The organism is Sphingomonas hankookensis, assembly GCF_001619955.1.
Classification (GTDB): domain Bacteria; phylum Pseudomonadota; class Alphaproteobacteria; order Sphingomonadales; family Sphingomonadaceae; genus Sphingomonas; species Sphingomonas hankookensis_A.
Window position 1 is genome coordinate 104,442 of sequence record NZ_LQQO01000063.1, and the last position, 16,995, is coordinate 121,436.

Genomic DNA, 16,995 nt, shown 5'->3' on the forward strand with positions numbered 1-16,995 from the left:
CCGGCTTTAACCTTACCCGGTTAAGGCTAAGCTAAGCCTCGCGCCGCAGATTTTCGATGGCGTGGGCAAGGGTAATGCCCGCGTGCAGCGCGACCAACGCCAGCCCGATCGTCGATGTTCCCGCCAGTGCGAACGGTGCGAGCAGTACCAACGCCGTCGCCGGCGTCGCGGCCCAGGGCGGGCGGACGGCGGGCGAGCGCCGCGCGAGGATCGTCGCCGCCACGCCGACCAGCGCCAGCACCCCCGCCGTCCCGGCCTGCACGATCAGCGACTGGACCAGCCCGATGCCCAGCACCCCGGCCACGCCGAACACATCGACCCCGCGTTCCTGCCACGCGGCATGCCCGTCCTCGCCGCGCAACCATCCGAGCAGCGACCCGGCCGACAGCACGACCATCGCCAGGAACAGCAGCACCGTCGCCGCCCCCGCACTCCAGAACGGGATCGCCGCCAGCCCCGCGACGCCCAGCACCCCGCCCGCCGCACCGATCGCGACATCGGGCACCTTGCGCCGCACCAGCAGCGGCAGCAGCAACCGCGACACGGGCGTGAAGACGTACCGGTCGATCCACCCCGTCCGCTGTTCGGCCAGCGACGCCAGCACGTCCTTGCTCCGCACCTCCAGCGTGCCCGCATCGCGCTCCACGCCATGTCCCGAGCGCACCGCCTTGGCCGGCAGCAGGACATGCGCCGCGCGTGCCTGGGTCGCGACGCGCAGCAGCGTCGACTGAAAATCATATTCGCGCGGCAGCCGGGCGGCATCGTCCAGCCGGTCGACCGACAGCGTCGCGACCCCGGCCCAGCAATGCTCGGCATCGACCCGCTCGACCGAGGTCGCATCGCCGGTCGGCGTGACCAGCAGCGTGTCGACCGGCTCCAGCGCCATCCCCTCGACCACCGCGTCGGTCGTGACCAGCCCGTCGGCCAGCGCGACGATGGTGGCGAGCGGGTGGACCTTCGCCTTCGCTTCCTCGGCCGACCGCACGATATCGACCGTCGCCCCGCGCCGCCCGATCCGGTTGACCGCCGCCGCCAGCGCGGGCGTCACCCGCCCGACCGCGACCAGCAACTGCCCGGCACCGGCCGCGACCAGCAGCCGCGCCTGATATTCGATCAGGGTCATGCCGCCAAAGGGCAATGTCGCCGCCAGCACGCCGGGCTGGTGTTCGGCTTCTTCGGTCGCGAAAATCAGGCCGGTCAGCATGAAGGGCCGTTAAGCGCTGACGAGCCGCAGCGCCAGCCCCGCGCGCGGTGCCGGATACAGCACGCCGCCGGTCAGCGGCGCCGCCACGCCGGTCGTCCCCGGAAAGGTGATCGGCAGCCCTTTGAGCGACCGCACCGCCAGATAGGCGAACCCCTCCGCCTCCAGCGCATCGCCGTCCCAGCCCAGCACGTCGCTCGGCTCGGCCGTCACGCCGCACCGCTCGCCGATCATGCGCAGCATCACCGGATTATGCCGCCCGCCGCCGCCGACCAACAGCCGCTTCGGCCGCGCCGGCAACTGGTCGAGCGCCTCGGCAACACAGGCGGCGGTAAAGGCGGTCAGCGTCGCCGCCCCGTCCGCCGCCGACAGCCCGCGCGCCGGCTGGATGGTGAAGTCGTGCCGGTCCAAGGACTTGGGGTGCGGCAGTTCGAAGAACGGATGGTCGAGCATCGCGGTCAGCACCGCCTCGTCCACCTTGCCACCCGCCGCCAGCGCCCCGCCTTCGTCGTAGCGCGCGCCGCTCTCCGCCTCGACCCAGCTGTCGACCAGTCCGTTGGCCGGCCCGGTATCGAACGCGATCAGCTCGTCGCCCTCGCCGACATAGGTGACGTTGCCGACCCCGCCAAGGTTCAGCACCGCCACCGGCTTGTCCATGCCCGCCGCCCGCGCCGCGTGATAGATGGGCAGCAACGGCGCGCCCTGCCCGCCGGCCTTCACGTCCGCCACGCGCAGATCGGCGACGACGTCGATCCCGGTCGCGGCCGCCAGCGCCGCACCATCGCCCAGCTGCCACGTCCAGCCCTTGTCCGGGCGATGCGCCACCGTCTGTCCGTGATAGCCGATCACGTCGACGCTCCGCGCCTCGACGCCGGCCTTCTCCAGCAGCGCGGTGACGGCGGCGGCGTGGGTGCGGGTCAGCAGTTCCTCCGCCCGCTCGATCAGCGGATGCTCGCCCGGATCGTCGAACAGCAGCGCCAGTTCGGTCGCGGACGCCAGGGTCGCACGATCCTCGTCGCTATAGGGCGTGCCGACGAACGCGACCGGCCGCACCTCCCCCTCGCCATCGGTCTCGATCAGTGCCGCGTCGATCCCGTCGAGCGAGGTTCCAGACATCAGGCCGATCGCAAGCAAGGGGGCATCTCCGCGCAAATGGACATTCTCAATATCGCCTGAACCGTGCCGAAGTCGAGATACGTGGACTTGGGTGCGCCCGCGACGCTAAGGGAACGCGCATGACCTATTCGTCCGACCTGCTCAACACCCTGTCCGAACGGGGCTATATCCATCAGCTGACCGACGCCGCCGGCCTCGACGCGCTGGCGAGCGAGCAGGTCGTGCCCGGCTATATCGGCTTCGATCCGACCGCCCCGTCGCTGCACGTCGGCAGCCTGGTGCAGATCATGCTGCTGCGCCGGATGCAGCAGACCGGCCACAAGCCGATCGTGCTGATGGGCGGCGGCACCGGCAAGATCGGCGATCCGAGCTTCAAGGACGAAGCGCGCAAGCTGCTGGCCGAGGACGGCATCGCCAGCAACGTCGCGTCGATCAAGCGCATCTTCGAACGCTTCCTGACCTTCGGCGACGGACCTTCGGACGCGGTGATGGTCGACAATGCCGACTGGCTCGACAAGCTGGAATACATCCCGTTCCTGCGCGAGGTCGGGCAGCATTTCAGCGTCAACCGGATGCTGTCGTTCGATTCGGTAAAGCTGCGCCTCGACCGCGAACAGTCGCTGTCCTTCCTCGAATTCAACTACATGATCCTGCAGGCCTACGACTTCCGCGAATTGTCCAGCCGCCATGGATGCCGCATGCAGATGGGCGGCAGCGACCAGTGGGGCAATATCGTCAACGGCATCGAACTGTCGCGCCGCATGGACGGGACCGACGTCTATGGCGTCACCACCCCGCTCATCACCACGGCGGACGGTGGCAAGATGGGCAAGACAATGTCGGGCGCGGTGTGGCTGCACGAGGATCAGCTGCCCCATTTCGATTACTGGCAATTCTGGCGCAACACCGACGACCGCGACGTCGGCCGTTTCCTCCGCCTGTTCACAGACCTGCCACTCGATGAAATCGCCCGGCTCGAAGCGTTGCAGGGCGCCGAGATCAACGAGGCCAAGAAGATCCTCGCCAACGAAGCCACCGCCATGTGCCGCGGCGCCGACGCCGCCGCCGGTGCGGCCGAGACGGCACGCCGGACCTTCGAGGAGGGATCGGCAGGCGACACGCTGCCGACCTTCGCGGTGGCGGGCGGGATCACCGTGGTCGACGCGCTGGTCGCGCTGGGCCTCGCCGCGTCGAAGGGTGAAGCGCGCCGCCTGATCAAGGGCGGTGGCGCACGGGTCGATGGCGAAAAGGTCGTCGACGAAGCGCAGCTGATCGCGGTGGAAGCGCCGGTGCGGGTATCGGCGGGCAAGAAGCATCACGGGCTGCTGACGCCGGCGGGGTAAGGCAGCTTAGCCCCGCCCACCCCGTTCGGTTCGAGCAGCTTCGAGCCTGTCGAGAAGCGCCCGTCGAGAACCCGGTCATTTGGGCAACCCCTTCTCGACTACGGTTCCCGACAAGCTCGAACCTACGCTCGAAGCGAACGGGTGGAGATAAGGATTGAGGCGAGCGCACCCTACCCCCGCCGAACCAACACCGCCCCAACCAACACCAACGCCACCCCAATTAGCCGCACCCCACTGATCGGCGCCTTGGGCAACCCGATCAACCCGAACCGATCGATCACCAGCGCCGCGACCAGCTGCGTCGCGATCATGATCGTCAGCATCGACGCCAGCCCCAGCCGCGGCGCGGCAAAGGCCGCCGCCAACACGAAGAACGCCCCATACGCCCCGCCCAGAAACATCCACGACCGCGCCTCGCGCAGGTTCGCCAGCGGCGTCCGATCGGCGATCAACCACACCCCGATCAGGATCAGCGTCCCCACCGCAAACGACACCAGCGCCGCGAGCAACACCGACCCGATACTCCGCCCCAGCGCGGCATTGGTCGGCGGCTGCACGGCAAGGCCGATACCACCCAGCAGGGCGACGAGGAGCGGAGCAAGGGCGTTCATGGCGCGGGAGCTATCCGCTTGATCCCGCACGAGCAACTATCGTCATTCCGGCGAAAGCCGGAATCCACGGATGCGGAGACGTAGCGGCTCCATCGAGAACGCCCGACACAATGGATTCCGGCCTCCGCCGGAATGACGGTGGCTTAGTGGCAAGCCACGCTGTCCTTCCGGTACCCTCGCGAAGGCGGGGGTCCAGGGTAACAAGGCGCAACGACCGCGGCTCTGGATCCCCGCCTGCGCGGGGATACGGCCTATGGCCGATCACCCCGACCGCAACCGCCCAACCCCCGCATCCCGCTCGAACAGATACAGCGCCACCCGCGCCGCCTGCCCCCTCGGCCCTTCCAACCCGCCATCCCGATCCACCAGCAACCGCGCATCGGCATTCGCCACCGGCAGCAACTCGCCCAGCATCTCCGGCGTCGCCAGCCGGAACACCGCCTCCCCCGATTGCCGCGTGCCGAGCAACTCGCCACCCCCGCGCAGCCGCAGATCCTCCTCGGCAATCCGGAACCCGTCGTTGCTCTCGCGCATCAGCGCCAGCCGCGCCCGCGACGTTTCCGACAGGCTGTTCCCCCGCAGCAACAGGCACACCGACTTGCCCCCGCCCCGGCCCACCCGCCCGCGCAACTGGTGCAACTGGGCAAGCCCGAAGCGGTCCGCCGCCTCGATCACGATCAGCGTCGCATTGGGCACGTCGACCCCGACCTCGATCACCGTCGTGGCCACCAGCACGCCCGCGCGCGCCGCGGCGAACTCGGCCATCACCGCGTCCTTCTCCAGCGGCTTCATCCGCCCATGGACCAGCGCGACCTTGTCGCCGAAGCGTTGCCGCAGCGCCTCCGCCCGCGCCTCGGCAGCCGCCAGGTCGGACTTCTCGCTCTCCTCGACCAGCGGGCATACCCAGTACGCCTGCTTGCCCGCCGACAAATGCCGCGCCAGCCCATCGACCACCGCGTCCAGCTTGTCCTCGGACATCACGACCGTCTCGATCGGCTCGCGCCCCGGCGGCATCTCGTCCAGCCGGCTGACGTCCATCTCGCCATATTGGGCGAGCGTCAGCGTCCGCGGGATCGGCGTCGCGGTCATCACCAGCAGATGCGGTGGCCGCGCCGCCTTCGCCTGCAACATCATCCGCTGCGCGACGCCGAAGCGATGCTGTTCGTCGACTACCACCAGCCCCAGGTCGCGATAGGCTACCGCCTCCTGAAAGATCGCGTGCGTGCCGACCAGAATGTCGATCGACCCGTCGGCCAACCCCATCAACACGCCCTCGCGCACGCGCCCCTTGTCGCGTCCGGTCAGCGCGGCGACGGTGACGCCGGTCCCCGCCAACTGCCGCTGCAACGTCGCATAATGCTGCCGCGCCAGGATTTCGGTCGGCGCCAGCAACGCCCCCTGCGCCCCGCCCTCGACCGCGATCAGCAGCGCCATCAACGCGACCAGCGTCTTGCCCGACCCGACATCGCCTTGCAGCAGCCGCAGCATCGGCTGGGTCTGCGCCATGTCGCCCTCGATCTCGCCGATCGTCCGCGACTGCGCGCCGGTCGGCTTGTATGGCAGGTCGAGTTTCGCGCGCAGCCGCCCGTCCCCGGTCAGCGCCCGCCCCTTACGCGCCCGCGCCTCGCCCCGCACCAACAGCAGCGCCAACTGATTGGCGAACACCTCGTCATAGGCCAGCCGCTCCCGCGCCTTCGCATCCGCCGGATCGGCATGGATGCGCGCCAACGCTTCCTTCCACGCCGGCCACTGATGTTTGCTGAGCAAACTAGGCTCGATCCATTCGGGCAGGTCGGGCGCGCGCTCGATCGCCTGCGCCGCCAATTGCCCGACCCGGCGCGATGTCAGCCCTTCGGACAGCGGATAGATCGCTTCCCGCTCGGGCAGGCTGTCCGCCTCCGCCTCAGGCAGCACATGGTCGGGATGGACTATCTGCAACTCCTGCCCGTACGTCTCCAGCTTGCCGGACACCAGCCGCGTCTCGCCCAGCGGGAACAGCTTCTTCACCCAGCCCGACGATCCGCCGAAATAGGTCAGGTTGACGATATTGCCGTGTTTGTCGGCGGCACGCACCCGCGTCGGCCCGCGCCCCGCGCTCACCCGGTAATCGACGGCGGTCAGCGGGATCGCGATCACCCGCCCCGCATCCTGTTCCATCAGCTCGTTCCGCTTCAACCGGTCGACCCAGCCGGTCGGCAGGTGGAACGCCACATCGGCCACCCGCGACAACTTCAACCGCTCCAGCGGCTTGGCCAGCGCCGGGCCGACCCCTTTCAGCGAGGTGACTTCGGCAAACAGCGGGTTGAGGAGTTCGGGACGCATGACTACTTGGTCCTATATCCCAACCGACGGTCGCTGCCAGCGTCCGGCGGCGCAATTGCATTGGAACGTCATGGACCGCGAAACCCGGCTGAAGCGCCTGAAATTCCGTAGCTGGCATCGCGGCACCCGCGAAGCCGACCTGATGATCGGCGGCTATTTCGACGCGCATTCGGCGACGTGGAGCGATACCGACATGGACTGGTTCGAAACGTTCCTCGAGGAACAGGATGTCGACATCATGGCGTGGGCGATGGGCGTCCAGCCGGCTCCGGCGCAGTTCGACCATCCGGTGCTGCATGCCATGCGGAAGATGGATTTCGTGCCGGTCAGCCGCTGAACTGAACAATCTCCCTCTCCCCTTCAGGGGAGAGGGTCGGGGAGAGGGGCAGTAACGAAGCGCCCGCATTCCCCTCTCCCAACCCTCTCCCCTGAAGGGGAGAGGGCCAAAGGTAACAAATGCCCGACCTCTCCAAAATCCTGTCCGCCCCCCGCTCGCTGACCCTCGCGGGCGTGCCCACAGGCTTCCTCCCGGTCCTCCTCGCCGACCTCGCCCGCGGCGCAAAGGGGGACCTCGTCTACATCGCCCCCGACGAAGCGGCGATGCGCGCCATTGCGACCACCGCACCCTTCTTCGCCCCCGACCTGTCGGTGCTCCAGTTCCCGGCCTGGGACTGCCTCCCCTACGACCGCGCCAGCCCGACGCTGCGCTCGATGGCCGAGCGCCTCTCCGCGCTCCACTCGCTCCAGTCGAAGGCCAAAGGCCCGCGCCTGATCGTCACCACCGTCAACGCCGCGACCCAGCGGACGCTGACCCCGTTCCGCATCCGCCAGCTCGTCGCCCGCCTCGCGCCGGGCGAGCGCATCTCGCTCCCCCGCCTCTCCGCGCTGCTGCAGGCGAACGGCTATAACCGCGTCGATACCGTCCACGACGCCGGTGAGTTCGCCGTCCGCGGCGGCCTCGTCGATCTGTGGCCGTCCGGCTCCGACTCCGGCCTGCGCCTCGATTTCTTCGGCGACGAGATCGAAACCGTCCGCACCTTCTCGCCCGAAGACCAGCGCACCACCGGCCGCGTCGACGGCTTCACCCTGCTCCCCGCCTCCGAAGCCCTGCTCGATGAGGATTCAATCAAGCGCTTCCGCACCCGCTACCGCGAAAAGTTCGGCGCGACCGCGACCGGCGATCCGATCTATCAGGCGATCAGCGACGGCCGCCGCCTGTCGGGCATGGAGCACTGGCTGCCCTTTTTCGAAGAACGCCTCGAAACCTTCTTCGACCACCTCTCGCCCGAAGCGGTCATCGTCCGCGACGCCGGCGTTCCCGCCGCCGCCGAACAGCGCTTCGAATCGATCGCCGACTATCACACCAACCGTGTCCGCGCGCAGACCAACGACCCGGGCAGCTACCGCCCGCTTCTCCCCGCCGCACTCTACCTGTCGGCCGACGAATGGGCCGACCGCCTGTCGGACACCGCCGCGCATCAGGTCACGCCCTTCCACGCCCCCGACAGCGCCACCTCGGTCGATTTCGAAGTCGACGGCCCCCGCGACTTCACGCCGGAACGCACGCAACAGGCGAATATCTACGAAGCCGTCGTCGACCACATCGCGTCCTTGCGCAAACAGGGCCGCAAGCCGATCCTCGCCAGCTATTCGGAGGGTGCACGCGAACGGCTGATGGGCCTGCTCGCCGATCACGACCTGACCGGCGTCTCGACCGTCGAGACATGGCAACGGGCGCTGGGCGGTGCCAAGTCGACCGTCTCCTTCGTCGTCCTCCCCCTCGACCACGGCTTCACCAGCGCCGACGTGGCGGTCCTCACCGAACAGGACATGCTCGGCGATCGTCTCGTCCGCCGTGCCAAGCGGCGCAAGAACACCGACGCCTTTCTGCAGGAACTCGCCACCCTCTCCCCCGGCGACCTCGTCGTTCATGCCGATCACGGTATCGGCCGCTATGTCGGGCTGACCCAGGTCCCGGTGGCGAAGGCCCCCCACGACTGCGTCCAGCTCGAATATGCCGGCGGCGACAAGCTGTACGTGCCGGTCGAAAATCTCGAAGTCCTCAGCCGCTACGGCGCGGGCGAGGAAGGCGCCTCGCTCGACCGTTTGGGCGGCGAGGCATGGCAACGGCGCAAGGCGCGGATGAAGGACCGCATCCGCGAAATCGCGGGCGACCTGATCGCCACTGCCGCGAAACGCGCGATGCGCCCGGCCGAGGTCGCCGAACCCGATAGCGGCGGCTACCCCGCCTTTGTCGACCGTTTCCCGTATCAGGAAACCGACGATCAGGAACGCGCCATCGCCGACGTGCTCGAAGACTTGGGCGCAGGCCGCCCGATGGACCGCCTCGTCGTTGGCGACGTGGGCTTCGGCAAGACCGAGGTCGCGCTCCGCGCCGCGTTCGTCGCCGCCATGGCTGGGATGCAGGTCGCGATCGTCTGCCCGACGACCCTTCTCGCCCGCCAGCATTACAACAATTTCAAGGCCCGCTTCGAAGGATTCCCGATCGAAGTCGGCCGCCTCAGCCGCCTCGTCACCGCGACCGAGGCGAAGAAGGTCCGCGACGGCCTTGCCGACGGCACGATCGACGTCGTCGTCGGCACCCATGCCGTGCTGTCGAAACAGGTCGATTTCAAACGCTTGGGGCTGGTCATCGTCGACGAGGAACAGCGTTTCGGCGTGACGCACAAGGAACGGCTGAAGGCGATGAAGGCCGACGTCCACGTCCTGACGCTGACCGCCACCCCGATCCCGCGCACGCTGCAAATGGCGATGTCGGGCCTGCGCGAGCTATCGGTGATCCAGACCCCGCCGGTCGATCGCCTCGCGGTGCGCACCTACATCATGCCATGGGACCCGGTGGTCCTGCGCGAGGCGCTGCTACGCGAACATTATCGCGGCGGACAGGCCTATTTCGTCACCCCGCGCATCGCCGACCTGCCCGAGATCGAGAAGTTCCTGTCGGAGGAAGTTCCCGAAATCCGCTACGTCGTCGCCCATGGCCAGATGGCGCCGACCGAGGTCGAGGAACGCATGTCGGCCTTCTACGACAAGCGCTACGATTTGCTCGTATCGACCACCATCGTCGAGAGCGGCCTCGACATTCCCTCGGCCAACACGCTCATCATCAACCGCGCCGACAAGTTCGGCCTGGCACAACTCTACCAGCTGCGCGGCCGCGTCGGCCGTTCGAAGACCCGCGCCTATGCCTATATGACCACGCCCCCCGAACGGCTGGTCAGCGAAGCGGCGGAAAAGCGCCTCAAGGTCCTCTCCGACCTCGAATCGCTGGGCGCCGGTTTCCAGCTTGCCAGCCACGACCTCGACCAGCGTGGCGCGGGCAACATGCTGGGCGACGAACAATCGGGCCATATCAAGGAAGTCGGCTTCGAACTCTACCAGTCGATGCTCGAGGAAGCGATCCTCGACGCCAAGGCCGGGGGTCTTCGCGACGACAAGCCCAAGGACTTCTCCCCCACAATCACCGTCGACGCGCCGATCCTGATTCCGGAGGATTATGTCCCCGACCTCGACCTGCGCATGGGCCTCTATCGCCGCCTGAACGATGTCGAGGATCGCGCCGGCATCGACGCCTTCGCCACCGAACTGATCGACCGCTTCGGCAAGCTGCCGGTCGCCACCAGCAACCTGCTGCAACTGATCGAGGCGAAGCTGAACGCCAAGAAAGCCTGCATCGCCAAGATCGACGTCGGCGCCAAGGGCGCGATCGTCAGCTTCCACGAGGTCCCCAGCGTCGAAGGGCTGCTCGCCTATGTCGACAAGCTCAACGGCACTGCCAAGCTGCGTCCCGACATGAAACTGGTGATCAGCCGCAGCTTCGGCGACCCGCAGGCCCGCCTGAACGCCGCGCTGCAGATCTCGCGCGGGCTGGCGAAGGCGGCGGGGTAATGGGACTTCCCACGAAGTAGATGGATTGCGACGATCGGGTTTACCCGATCGTAAGCTGGACCGAAGTCAAATGGGCCTGCATCCTACCGGACAGGAGTCATCATGCGCCAGAACGGCTTCCTGCTTCCCCTTTTGATCGTTGCCGCGGCCGGCGTTAACGCCGGGCGACCGGTCGCACCCACGACGAACTGCTCGCCTTATCGCGCACCGGCTACCGAGGACGAACGGCCGGATGCGGGACCCTACAGGTTGCTATCCGCCCGCTGTTTCGATCCGGGGAAAGTGTATGACAGCGCCCCGCCCTCCGTATCGCCGGACGGCACCCATGCAGCATGGGCAGATCATGCTGGTGTCACCATTGTTGATCTTCGCTCCGGCCAAAATCGCTTTATCCCTGCGTCGACCCAAAGCCTCAATTTCCGGGTAACGACCGTTGCCGCGCCCATTGCGTGGACGCCGGATTCGACGTCGCTCTGGGCTACGACCCGTGAAAAGGCTGCGAGCGGATTTCCCACCTCGGGTGGAAAGGTCATACGCCTGTCACTTGACGGATCGCGCCTTCCGGTCCCCGATTTTTTCTCTCCATCCGGTCCGCTCGACGCCGTGCAGTGGGTCCCCGGCACGTCAATCGCTATCGTTCAGTTCGGGACGCACGGCGGTACCTATCAACCGACCCATCCGGACCCCGCGCCTGAATTGGCAATGGTCGACACGGCGACGGGCAGTATCCTTGATCGACTGTCATTGGCGTCCCTCCATTCGCTCAAGGGACGACCGGCGGGAAGCGATCCGCGATTTTCGCTCGCGGCGGTGACGGCAGTGATCGCATCGGGCCGGGTTCACGCGGTTGTCACGATTCGAACAAGAGCCGGCGCAACGCGGGTCCACTGGACACAAGGTCTGCCCGCAGTGGAACTGCCCGTTCGAAACCGCACGGATGAGCGGGTTTCCCTTCTTCCCTCCGGCAAGCAACTTCTCCGCTTGATCGAACTCCAGCCGGACGGAGTCCAGATATTCGACGGGCCAATGGATCCCCATGCCCCGAGGCCCGAACCGCCGAAACCGAGAGCCGGTATCGTGGTCGAGTCGATATCCCTTTCGACCGGTAAGTCCGCCTGGTCGATCACCCAAAGTGTGACGAATTTCTGGAAAGCCGACATTCTCGAAATCAGCCCGAATGGGCGTTACGCCCTGATCTCATGGCCGAATAGGCGCAGCCTTGTCGTGCAGGCAGCTTTGATCGATCTCAGAAATGGCGCGACGGTGCAGATGTTCCCGATGAGTGCTTCAGGCGGTCAGGCTGGCTTTACCGACAACGGCGACGTGATATGGATCAGGGTAGCGGGTAAGTTTCGGTTCTACCGGCGGTCTTAGCGGTCCCGCCCGGGATCGGGCCAGCGCACGACATCGCTTTCCTACAACATCCGCCACTGCCATTCTGCGCCCGGGTCGTTGTCACCCACGCTCTTTGACCTTCCCACTCAACGGTGATGCGCGCAGCGCGCAAAATCCGCACGAGTGTGAACTTAGTGAACTTTGGACGCCGCCGGCGGAAAAAAACCCTAATAATTCAACTGCAACTGCGTCCGGAACACATCGCCCTCGGCGCGTCCCATCCGCCGCTCGTCCGCCTCGGCGCGGTCCATTCGGGCATAAGCGATGGTCCATTCCAGCGCGGGCACCGGCTGGAACTCGATGCCCAGCTCGATCTCGTCGGTCTCCAGCCGCGGCGCGTTGACCGCCGCCTTCCATCCGCCGCGATAGGTCTGCCACCGGGCATAGGGCATGAACGGCCCGACCGGCGACGCCTTCACCCGCGCCATCGCCTGCACATAGCCGCCATGCAGCGGCTTGGTCGTGATCGCGCGCAGCGTCCGGTCATATTCCGGCCCCCGCCCCCAATTCCATTCCGCCTGGAACCCCAGCGGCGCCGGATACAGGATCGCGTGCAGCCCGATGCGCTCGTCGGTGAAGGGTTCGGCACCGACCCCGCCGGTCCGCACCTCGGGCTGGACGCGGTTGGTATAGGCGCTGCCCCCGACCTCCAACACGCGCCCGCCGCCGATCTCGAACGGCCATGTCGCCAGCGCCACCGCCATCACCGCGTCGTTCGCTTCCTCGCGGTTGATCCCCTGCCCGTTATAGACGCCGACGCCGAACGCGCCGTAATTGCCGAACAGCTTCTGCCCGTCTTCGGTCAGTCGTTCCCAGATGTCGTCGACATGGGTCGGGGTGTAATAGGCGACGACCCCGATATCGCGCTCGCTGGGCACCCCGCTATTGATCGCGTCGCTGCGGTCGAGCGGGATACGGTTCGACGACGACTGCATATTCTCCCACCCGAACGGCACCTTCGACTGGCCGAAGCGCAGCCGGAACCGTTTGTCGGGATCGAGGAACGCATCGAAATAGGCGTCGCGCAGTTGCAGGAACCCCTCGCGCCGCTCGCCGACCGACTGGCTGGTCACCGCCGTAGCGAAATCGGGCTGGAGGTAGAAGGACACCCGCTCACCCAGATCACCCTGCAGGATCAGCCGGATCCGTCGAAAGGTGAAGCCGGTGTCGTCGCCGATCCCGCTGTCATGCACCGACCGCAGCCGGGCGATGCCAGCGGGCGCGGTACGATCGCCCGAGATGATCTCGTTCAGCCGCAACTGGGTATAGCCGCGCAGCCTGATACGATCATACCACTTCTCGCGCTTGGCCGGCGGCGATGCGGCGGCGAGCTGGGTCGATGGCGGGGCGGGCTTCGGCGCGACGGCGACTTGCGGCACGGGCGCCGCGGGCGCACTCGGCGTGGTCGCGGCAGCATTTGCGGCCTGCGCCGCCTTCATCTCGGCAATGACCGCTTTCAGCTCGTCGATCTGCCGCTGCAATTCCTGCACGGTTTGCCCGGCGGCCGGCGGTGCAACCAGAAACGACGTGGCGAGGATCGCCGGAAAGAGCTGCTTCATGGACCCGCGCCATGCCGCTCGGGCACGGCGCGGGTCAAGAACTATGACGGTTCGGTGACGTCCGTCAGATGTGCAGCGCGCGACCGTACGCCGCCAGCACCGACTCATGCATCGATTCGGAGATGGTCGGGTGCGCGAACACCGTTTCGGTCAGCTCCTGCTCGGTCGTCTCCAGCTGGCGGGCGACGACATAGCCCTGGATCATCTCGGTCACTTCCGCGCCGACCATGTGCGCGCCCAGCAGCTCACCGGTCTTGGCGTCGAACACCGTCTTTACGAAGCCTTCGGCCTCGCCCAGCGCGATCGCCTTGCCGTTGCCGATGAACGGGAACTTGCCGACCTTGACGCTGTAGCCCGCTTCCTTGGCCTTCGCCTCGGTGAAGCCGACGCTGGCGACCTGCGGACGCGCATAGGTGCAGCCCGGAATGTTGTTCTTGTCCATCGCGTGCGGATGGACGTCCTTGTTGCCCAGCGCCTTGGCGATGGCCTCGGCGGCGATCACGCCCTCATGGCTCGCCTTGTGCGCCAGCCACGGCGCGCCGGTCACGTCGCCGATTGCCCAGATGCCCTCGACATTGGTCTTGCCATAGCCGTCGGTCTTGATGTGGCCGCGCTCGGCTTCAATCTTCAGCGCTTCCATGCCGATATTCTCGGTATTGGGCACGATGCCGATCGCGACGATCGCATGGCTGAACTCGACCTGTTCGACCTTGCCGTCCGGCCCCTTGATCGCGGCCTTGACGCCCGCCGGAGTCGCTTCTAGCTTTTCCAGACCCGACTTGGTCTTGATCGTCATGCCCTGCTTGGTCAGCGCCTTGTGCATGAACTCGCTGACTTCGGCATCCTCGACCGGCATGATCCGGTCGAGCATCTCGACGATCGTCACGTCGGCGCCCATGTCGTTGTAGAAGCTGGCGAACTCGACGCCGATCGCGCCCGATCCGATGACCAGCAGCTTGGTCGGCATTTCCGGCGGCACCATCGCGTGGCGGTACGTCCAGATCTTGGCGCCATCGGCCTTGGCGAACGGCAGGTCGCGGGCGCGGGCGCCCGTCGCGATGATGATGTGCCTGGCTTCCAGCTCGGTCGTCTTGTCGCCCTGCTTGACGCTCAGCTTGCCCTTGGCCGTGATCGTGCCGACGCCCTCGTGCACTGCGACCTTGTTCTTCTTCATCAGCCCCTTGACGCCCGCGTTCAGCTGGCCCGCCACCTTGCGGCTGCGATCGACGACCTTCGCAAGGTCGAACGACGGCTTCTCCGCCGACAGGCCGTACTGTGCGGCATGCATCATGTAGTGATAGATTTCGGCCGAACGCAGCAGCGCCTTGGTCGGGATGCAGCCCCAGTTGAGGCAGATGCCGCCCAGCCGCTCGCGCTCGACGATCGCGACCTTTAGGCCCAGCTGGCTCGCCCGGATCGCCGCGACATAGCCGCCGGGGCCGGAACCGAGCACGATGAGGTCGTAAGATTCAGCCATCACTTTACCTTTTCGCTCGATGCTGCCCGGTCGAGCAGCCGTAATGATGTTGGGACGATCCCGGGATTACGCCTCGATCGCCCGCGGCTTGCGATCCTCGTCGATCGCCACGAACACGAACTGCGCCTCGGTCACCCGGCACGTCGCCTCGCCGAAGCGGTCGCGGCGCCACGTTTCGACCTTGATCGTCATCGACGTCCGCCCGACCTTTATCAGGTCGGCATAGACCGACAATTCGTCGCCGACCGCTACGGGCGCATGGAACTGCATCGCGTCGACGGCGATCGTCACCGCGCGCCCCTTGGCATGGCGCGCGGCGAGCAGGCCGGCGGCCATGTCCATCTGCGACATGATCCACCCGCCGAAAATGTCGCCATAGGGATTGGTGTCCGCCGGCATCGCCGTCACGCGCAGCGCGGGCTGATCGGTCGGGGGAACCGTGGAATTCTCAACGATCATCCGACAAACCCTTTGCGCGTTCCTCGGCCATAGCGCGCCGCACCTGCCGGATGCCCAGCACGATGACGATCGCCATCGCCACCCATGTCACCGTCCAGATGTCGCGCCGGCCCAGCGGATACGACCATGCCGATAGCGAACCGATCGCCCATGCCGCCGCCACCCCGGCGACGACATGCACGATTTCGGTCAGCAGCCGGGCTCGCATTTACGCGATCAGGCCGAGCGGCGACTCCACCAGCGCCTTGAACAGCTTGAGCATCTCGGCACCGTCCGCCCCGTCGATCGCGCGGTGGTCGAAGCTGCCGGTCGCGGTCATCACGGTCGCGACACCCAGCGCGTCGTCGACGATGTACGGGCGCTTCTCACCGGCACCGACCGCCAGGATCATGCCCTGCGGCGGATTGATAACCGCTTCGAACTGCTTGATGCCGAACATGCCCATATTGCTGAGCGACGCGGTGCCGCCCTGATATTCCTCGGGCTTCAGCTTGTTCTCCTTGGCGCGGCCGGCCAGGTCCTTCATCTCGGTGCTGATCTTCGCCACGCCCTTGTTGGCGGCATCGCGGATGATCGGGGTGATGAGGCCGGTCGGCGTCGACACCGCCACCGACACGTCGGCGCGGGCATACTGCACCATTTCGTTGCCGAGGAAGGTGACGTTGCACTTCGGGCTGTTTTCCAGCGCGACGCCCAGCGCCTTGATGAGCAGGTCGTTGACCGACAGCTTCACGCCACGCGCGTCGAGCGACTTGTTCAGGTCGCCGCGCAGCTTGAGCAGCGCATCCAGACGGACATCGACCGTCAGATAGATGTGCGGCACCTGCTGCTTCGATTCGGTCAGGCGACGCGCGATCGTCTTGCGGATGTTCGACAGCTTCTCGACCGTGTGCGGGATCGAATCGTCGAACCACACCGCCGCCGGCTTGGGCACTTCCGCTGCCGGAGCAGGGGCAGCCGCCGCGCTTGGTGCCGGAGCGGCCGCTTCGGCCTTCGGCGCGCTTGCGGCACTTGGCTTCGCGTTCTCGACATCGGCCTTGACGATCCGGCCGTTCGGGCCGCTGCCGGCGATACCCGACAGTTCCAGCCCCTTGTCGGCGGCGATGCGACGCGCCAGCGGGCTGGCCTTCACGCGGCCGCCATCGCCTTGGGCAGCGCCGGCACCGGCCGGGCGGCCGTGATCCGACGTACCGGCCGGGGCCGGCGCGGCTTCGCTGCCGGTCTTGTTCGGGTCGGTCGCATCGGGCTTGCCCTTGAACTGGTCGTCGGCAGGCTCGGGCGTTTCCGCCTTCTTCGGCGCGGCATCGATCGCCGACGCATCCTCGCCCTCTTCCAGCAGGATAGCGATGACCGCACCGACCTTCACATTGTCGGTCCCTTCGGCGACCAGCACCTTGCCGATCGTGCCTTCATCGACGGCTTCGAATTCCATCGTCGCCTTGTCGGTTTCGATTTCCGCCATGATGTCGCCGGACTTGACGGTATCACCTTCCTTCACCAGCCATTTGGCCAGCGTCCCCTCTTCCATCGTGGGGGACAGGGCGGGCATCTTGATCTCGATCGGCATGGGGCAGAATGGTCCTCTCAGGCTCGTCGCGCCTCT

The 16,995-nt window shown here is 66.8% G+C and carries 13 protein-coding genes; 4 read left to right on the plus strand and 9 right to left on the minus strand.

Translation table 11 applies throughout. The annotated features are described in order from the left end of the window. Positions 1-31 precede the first annotated feature (31 nt). Positions 32-1,204, minus strand: coding sequence for a hypothetical protein (locus AVT10_RS17245; protein ID WP_066694368.1), 1,173 nt, complete (start codon positions 1,202-1,204; stop codon positions 32-34). Positions 1,205-1,213: 9 nt separating this feature from the next. Beyond that, a complete protein-coding gene (locus tag AVT10_RS17250; protein ID WP_084401847.1) occupies positions 1,214-2,335 on the minus strand; it encodes an anhydro-N-acetylmuramic acid kinase in 1,122 nt (373 codons plus the stop codon). Positions 2,336-2,436: 101 nt separating this feature from the next. On the opposite strand from AVT10_RS17250, the gene tyrS reads away from it, so the two are divergent. Further along, positions 2,437-3,660, plus strand: coding sequence for a tyrosine--tRNA ligase (gene tyrS, locus AVT10_RS17255; protein WP_066694374.1), 1,224 nt, complete (start codon positions 2,437-2,439; stop codon positions 3,658-3,660). Between the two features lie 170 nt (positions 3,661-3,830). Here tyrS and AVT10_RS17260 read toward each other — a convergent pair whose 3' ends face one another. After that, entirely contained in the window at positions 3,831-4,271 is a 441-nt protein-coding gene (locus tag AVT10_RS17260; RefSeq protein WP_066694376.1) for a DMT family transporter, read from the minus strand. A 261-nt stretch (positions 4,272-4,532) separates the two neighbouring features. Next, complete coding sequence (gene recG, locus AVT10_RS17265) at positions 4,533-6,593, minus strand: ATP-dependent DNA helicase RecG (protein WP_066694383.1); 2,061 nt, start codon at positions 6,591-6,593, stop codon at positions 4,533-4,535. A 70-nt stretch (positions 6,594-6,663) separates the two neighbouring features. Between recG and AVT10_RS17270 the strand changes: the two genes are divergently transcribed. The 3 genes from AVT10_RS17270 (at position 6,664) to AVT10_RS18425 (ending at position 11,876) form a co-directional block, all read left to right on the plus strand. Then, positions 6,664-6,930: an FAD assembly factor SdhE gene (locus tag AVT10_RS17270; protein WP_066694386.1), complete on the plus strand. Its 267-nt coding sequence runs from the start codon at positions 6,664-6,666 to the stop codon at positions 6,928-6,930. 119 nt (positions 6,931-7,049) lie between these two features. After that, complete coding sequence (mfd, locus tag AVT10_RS17275; RefSeq protein ID WP_066694389.1) at positions 7,050-10,502, plus strand: transcription-repair coupling factor; 3,453 nt, start codon at positions 7,050-7,052, stop codon at positions 10,500-10,502. Positions 10,503-10,604: 102 nt separating this feature from the next. Continuing rightward, positions 10,605-11,876, plus strand: a complete 1,272-nt coding sequence (locus tag AVT10_RS18425) for a hypothetical protein (RefSeq protein ID WP_126014358.1) — start codon at positions 10,605-10,607, stop codon at positions 11,874-11,876. Positions 11,877-12,064: 188 nt separating this feature from the next. Here the strand turns inward: AVT10_RS18425 and AVT10_RS17285 are convergent, their stop codons facing one another. The 5 genes from AVT10_RS17285 to AVT10_RS17305 all read right to left on the minus strand — a co-directional run bounded on the left by AVT10_RS17285 (position 12,065) and on the right by AVT10_RS17305 (position 16,959). Continuing rightward, positions 12,065-13,456: a porin gene (locus AVT10_RS17285; RefSeq protein ID WP_066694395.1), complete on the minus strand. Its 1,392-nt coding sequence runs from the start codon at positions 13,454-13,456 to the stop codon at positions 12,065-12,067. 64 nt (positions 13,457-13,520) lie between these two features. Further along, the gene (gene lpdA, locus AVT10_RS17290) at positions 13,521-14,933 is read right to left on the minus strand and encodes a dihydrolipoyl dehydrogenase (RefSeq protein ID WP_066694398.1); all 1,413 of its coding nucleotides are present in this window, start codon (positions 14,931-14,933) and stop codon (positions 13,521-13,523) included. Between the two features lie 66 nt (positions 14,934-14,999). Continuing rightward, on the minus strand, positions 15,000-15,392 hold the full coding sequence (locus tag AVT10_RS17295) for an acyl-CoA thioesterase (RefSeq protein WP_066694401.1): 393 nt from the start codon (positions 15,390-15,392) through the stop codon (positions 15,000-15,002). Further along, positions 15,382-15,600, minus strand: a complete 219-nt coding sequence (locus tag AVT10_RS17300; protein WP_066694403.1) for a hypothetical protein — start codon at positions 15,598-15,600, stop codon at positions 15,382-15,384. The genes AVT10_RS17295 and AVT10_RS17300 overlap by 11 nt, the downstream gene beginning before the upstream one ends. Then, positions 15,601-16,959, minus strand: a complete 1,359-nt coding sequence (locus AVT10_RS17305) for a pyruvate dehydrogenase complex dihydrolipoamide acetyltransferase (protein WP_066694410.1) — start codon at positions 16,957-16,959, stop codon at positions 15,601-15,603. Between the last annotated feature and the right edge of the window lie 36 nt (positions 16,960-16,995).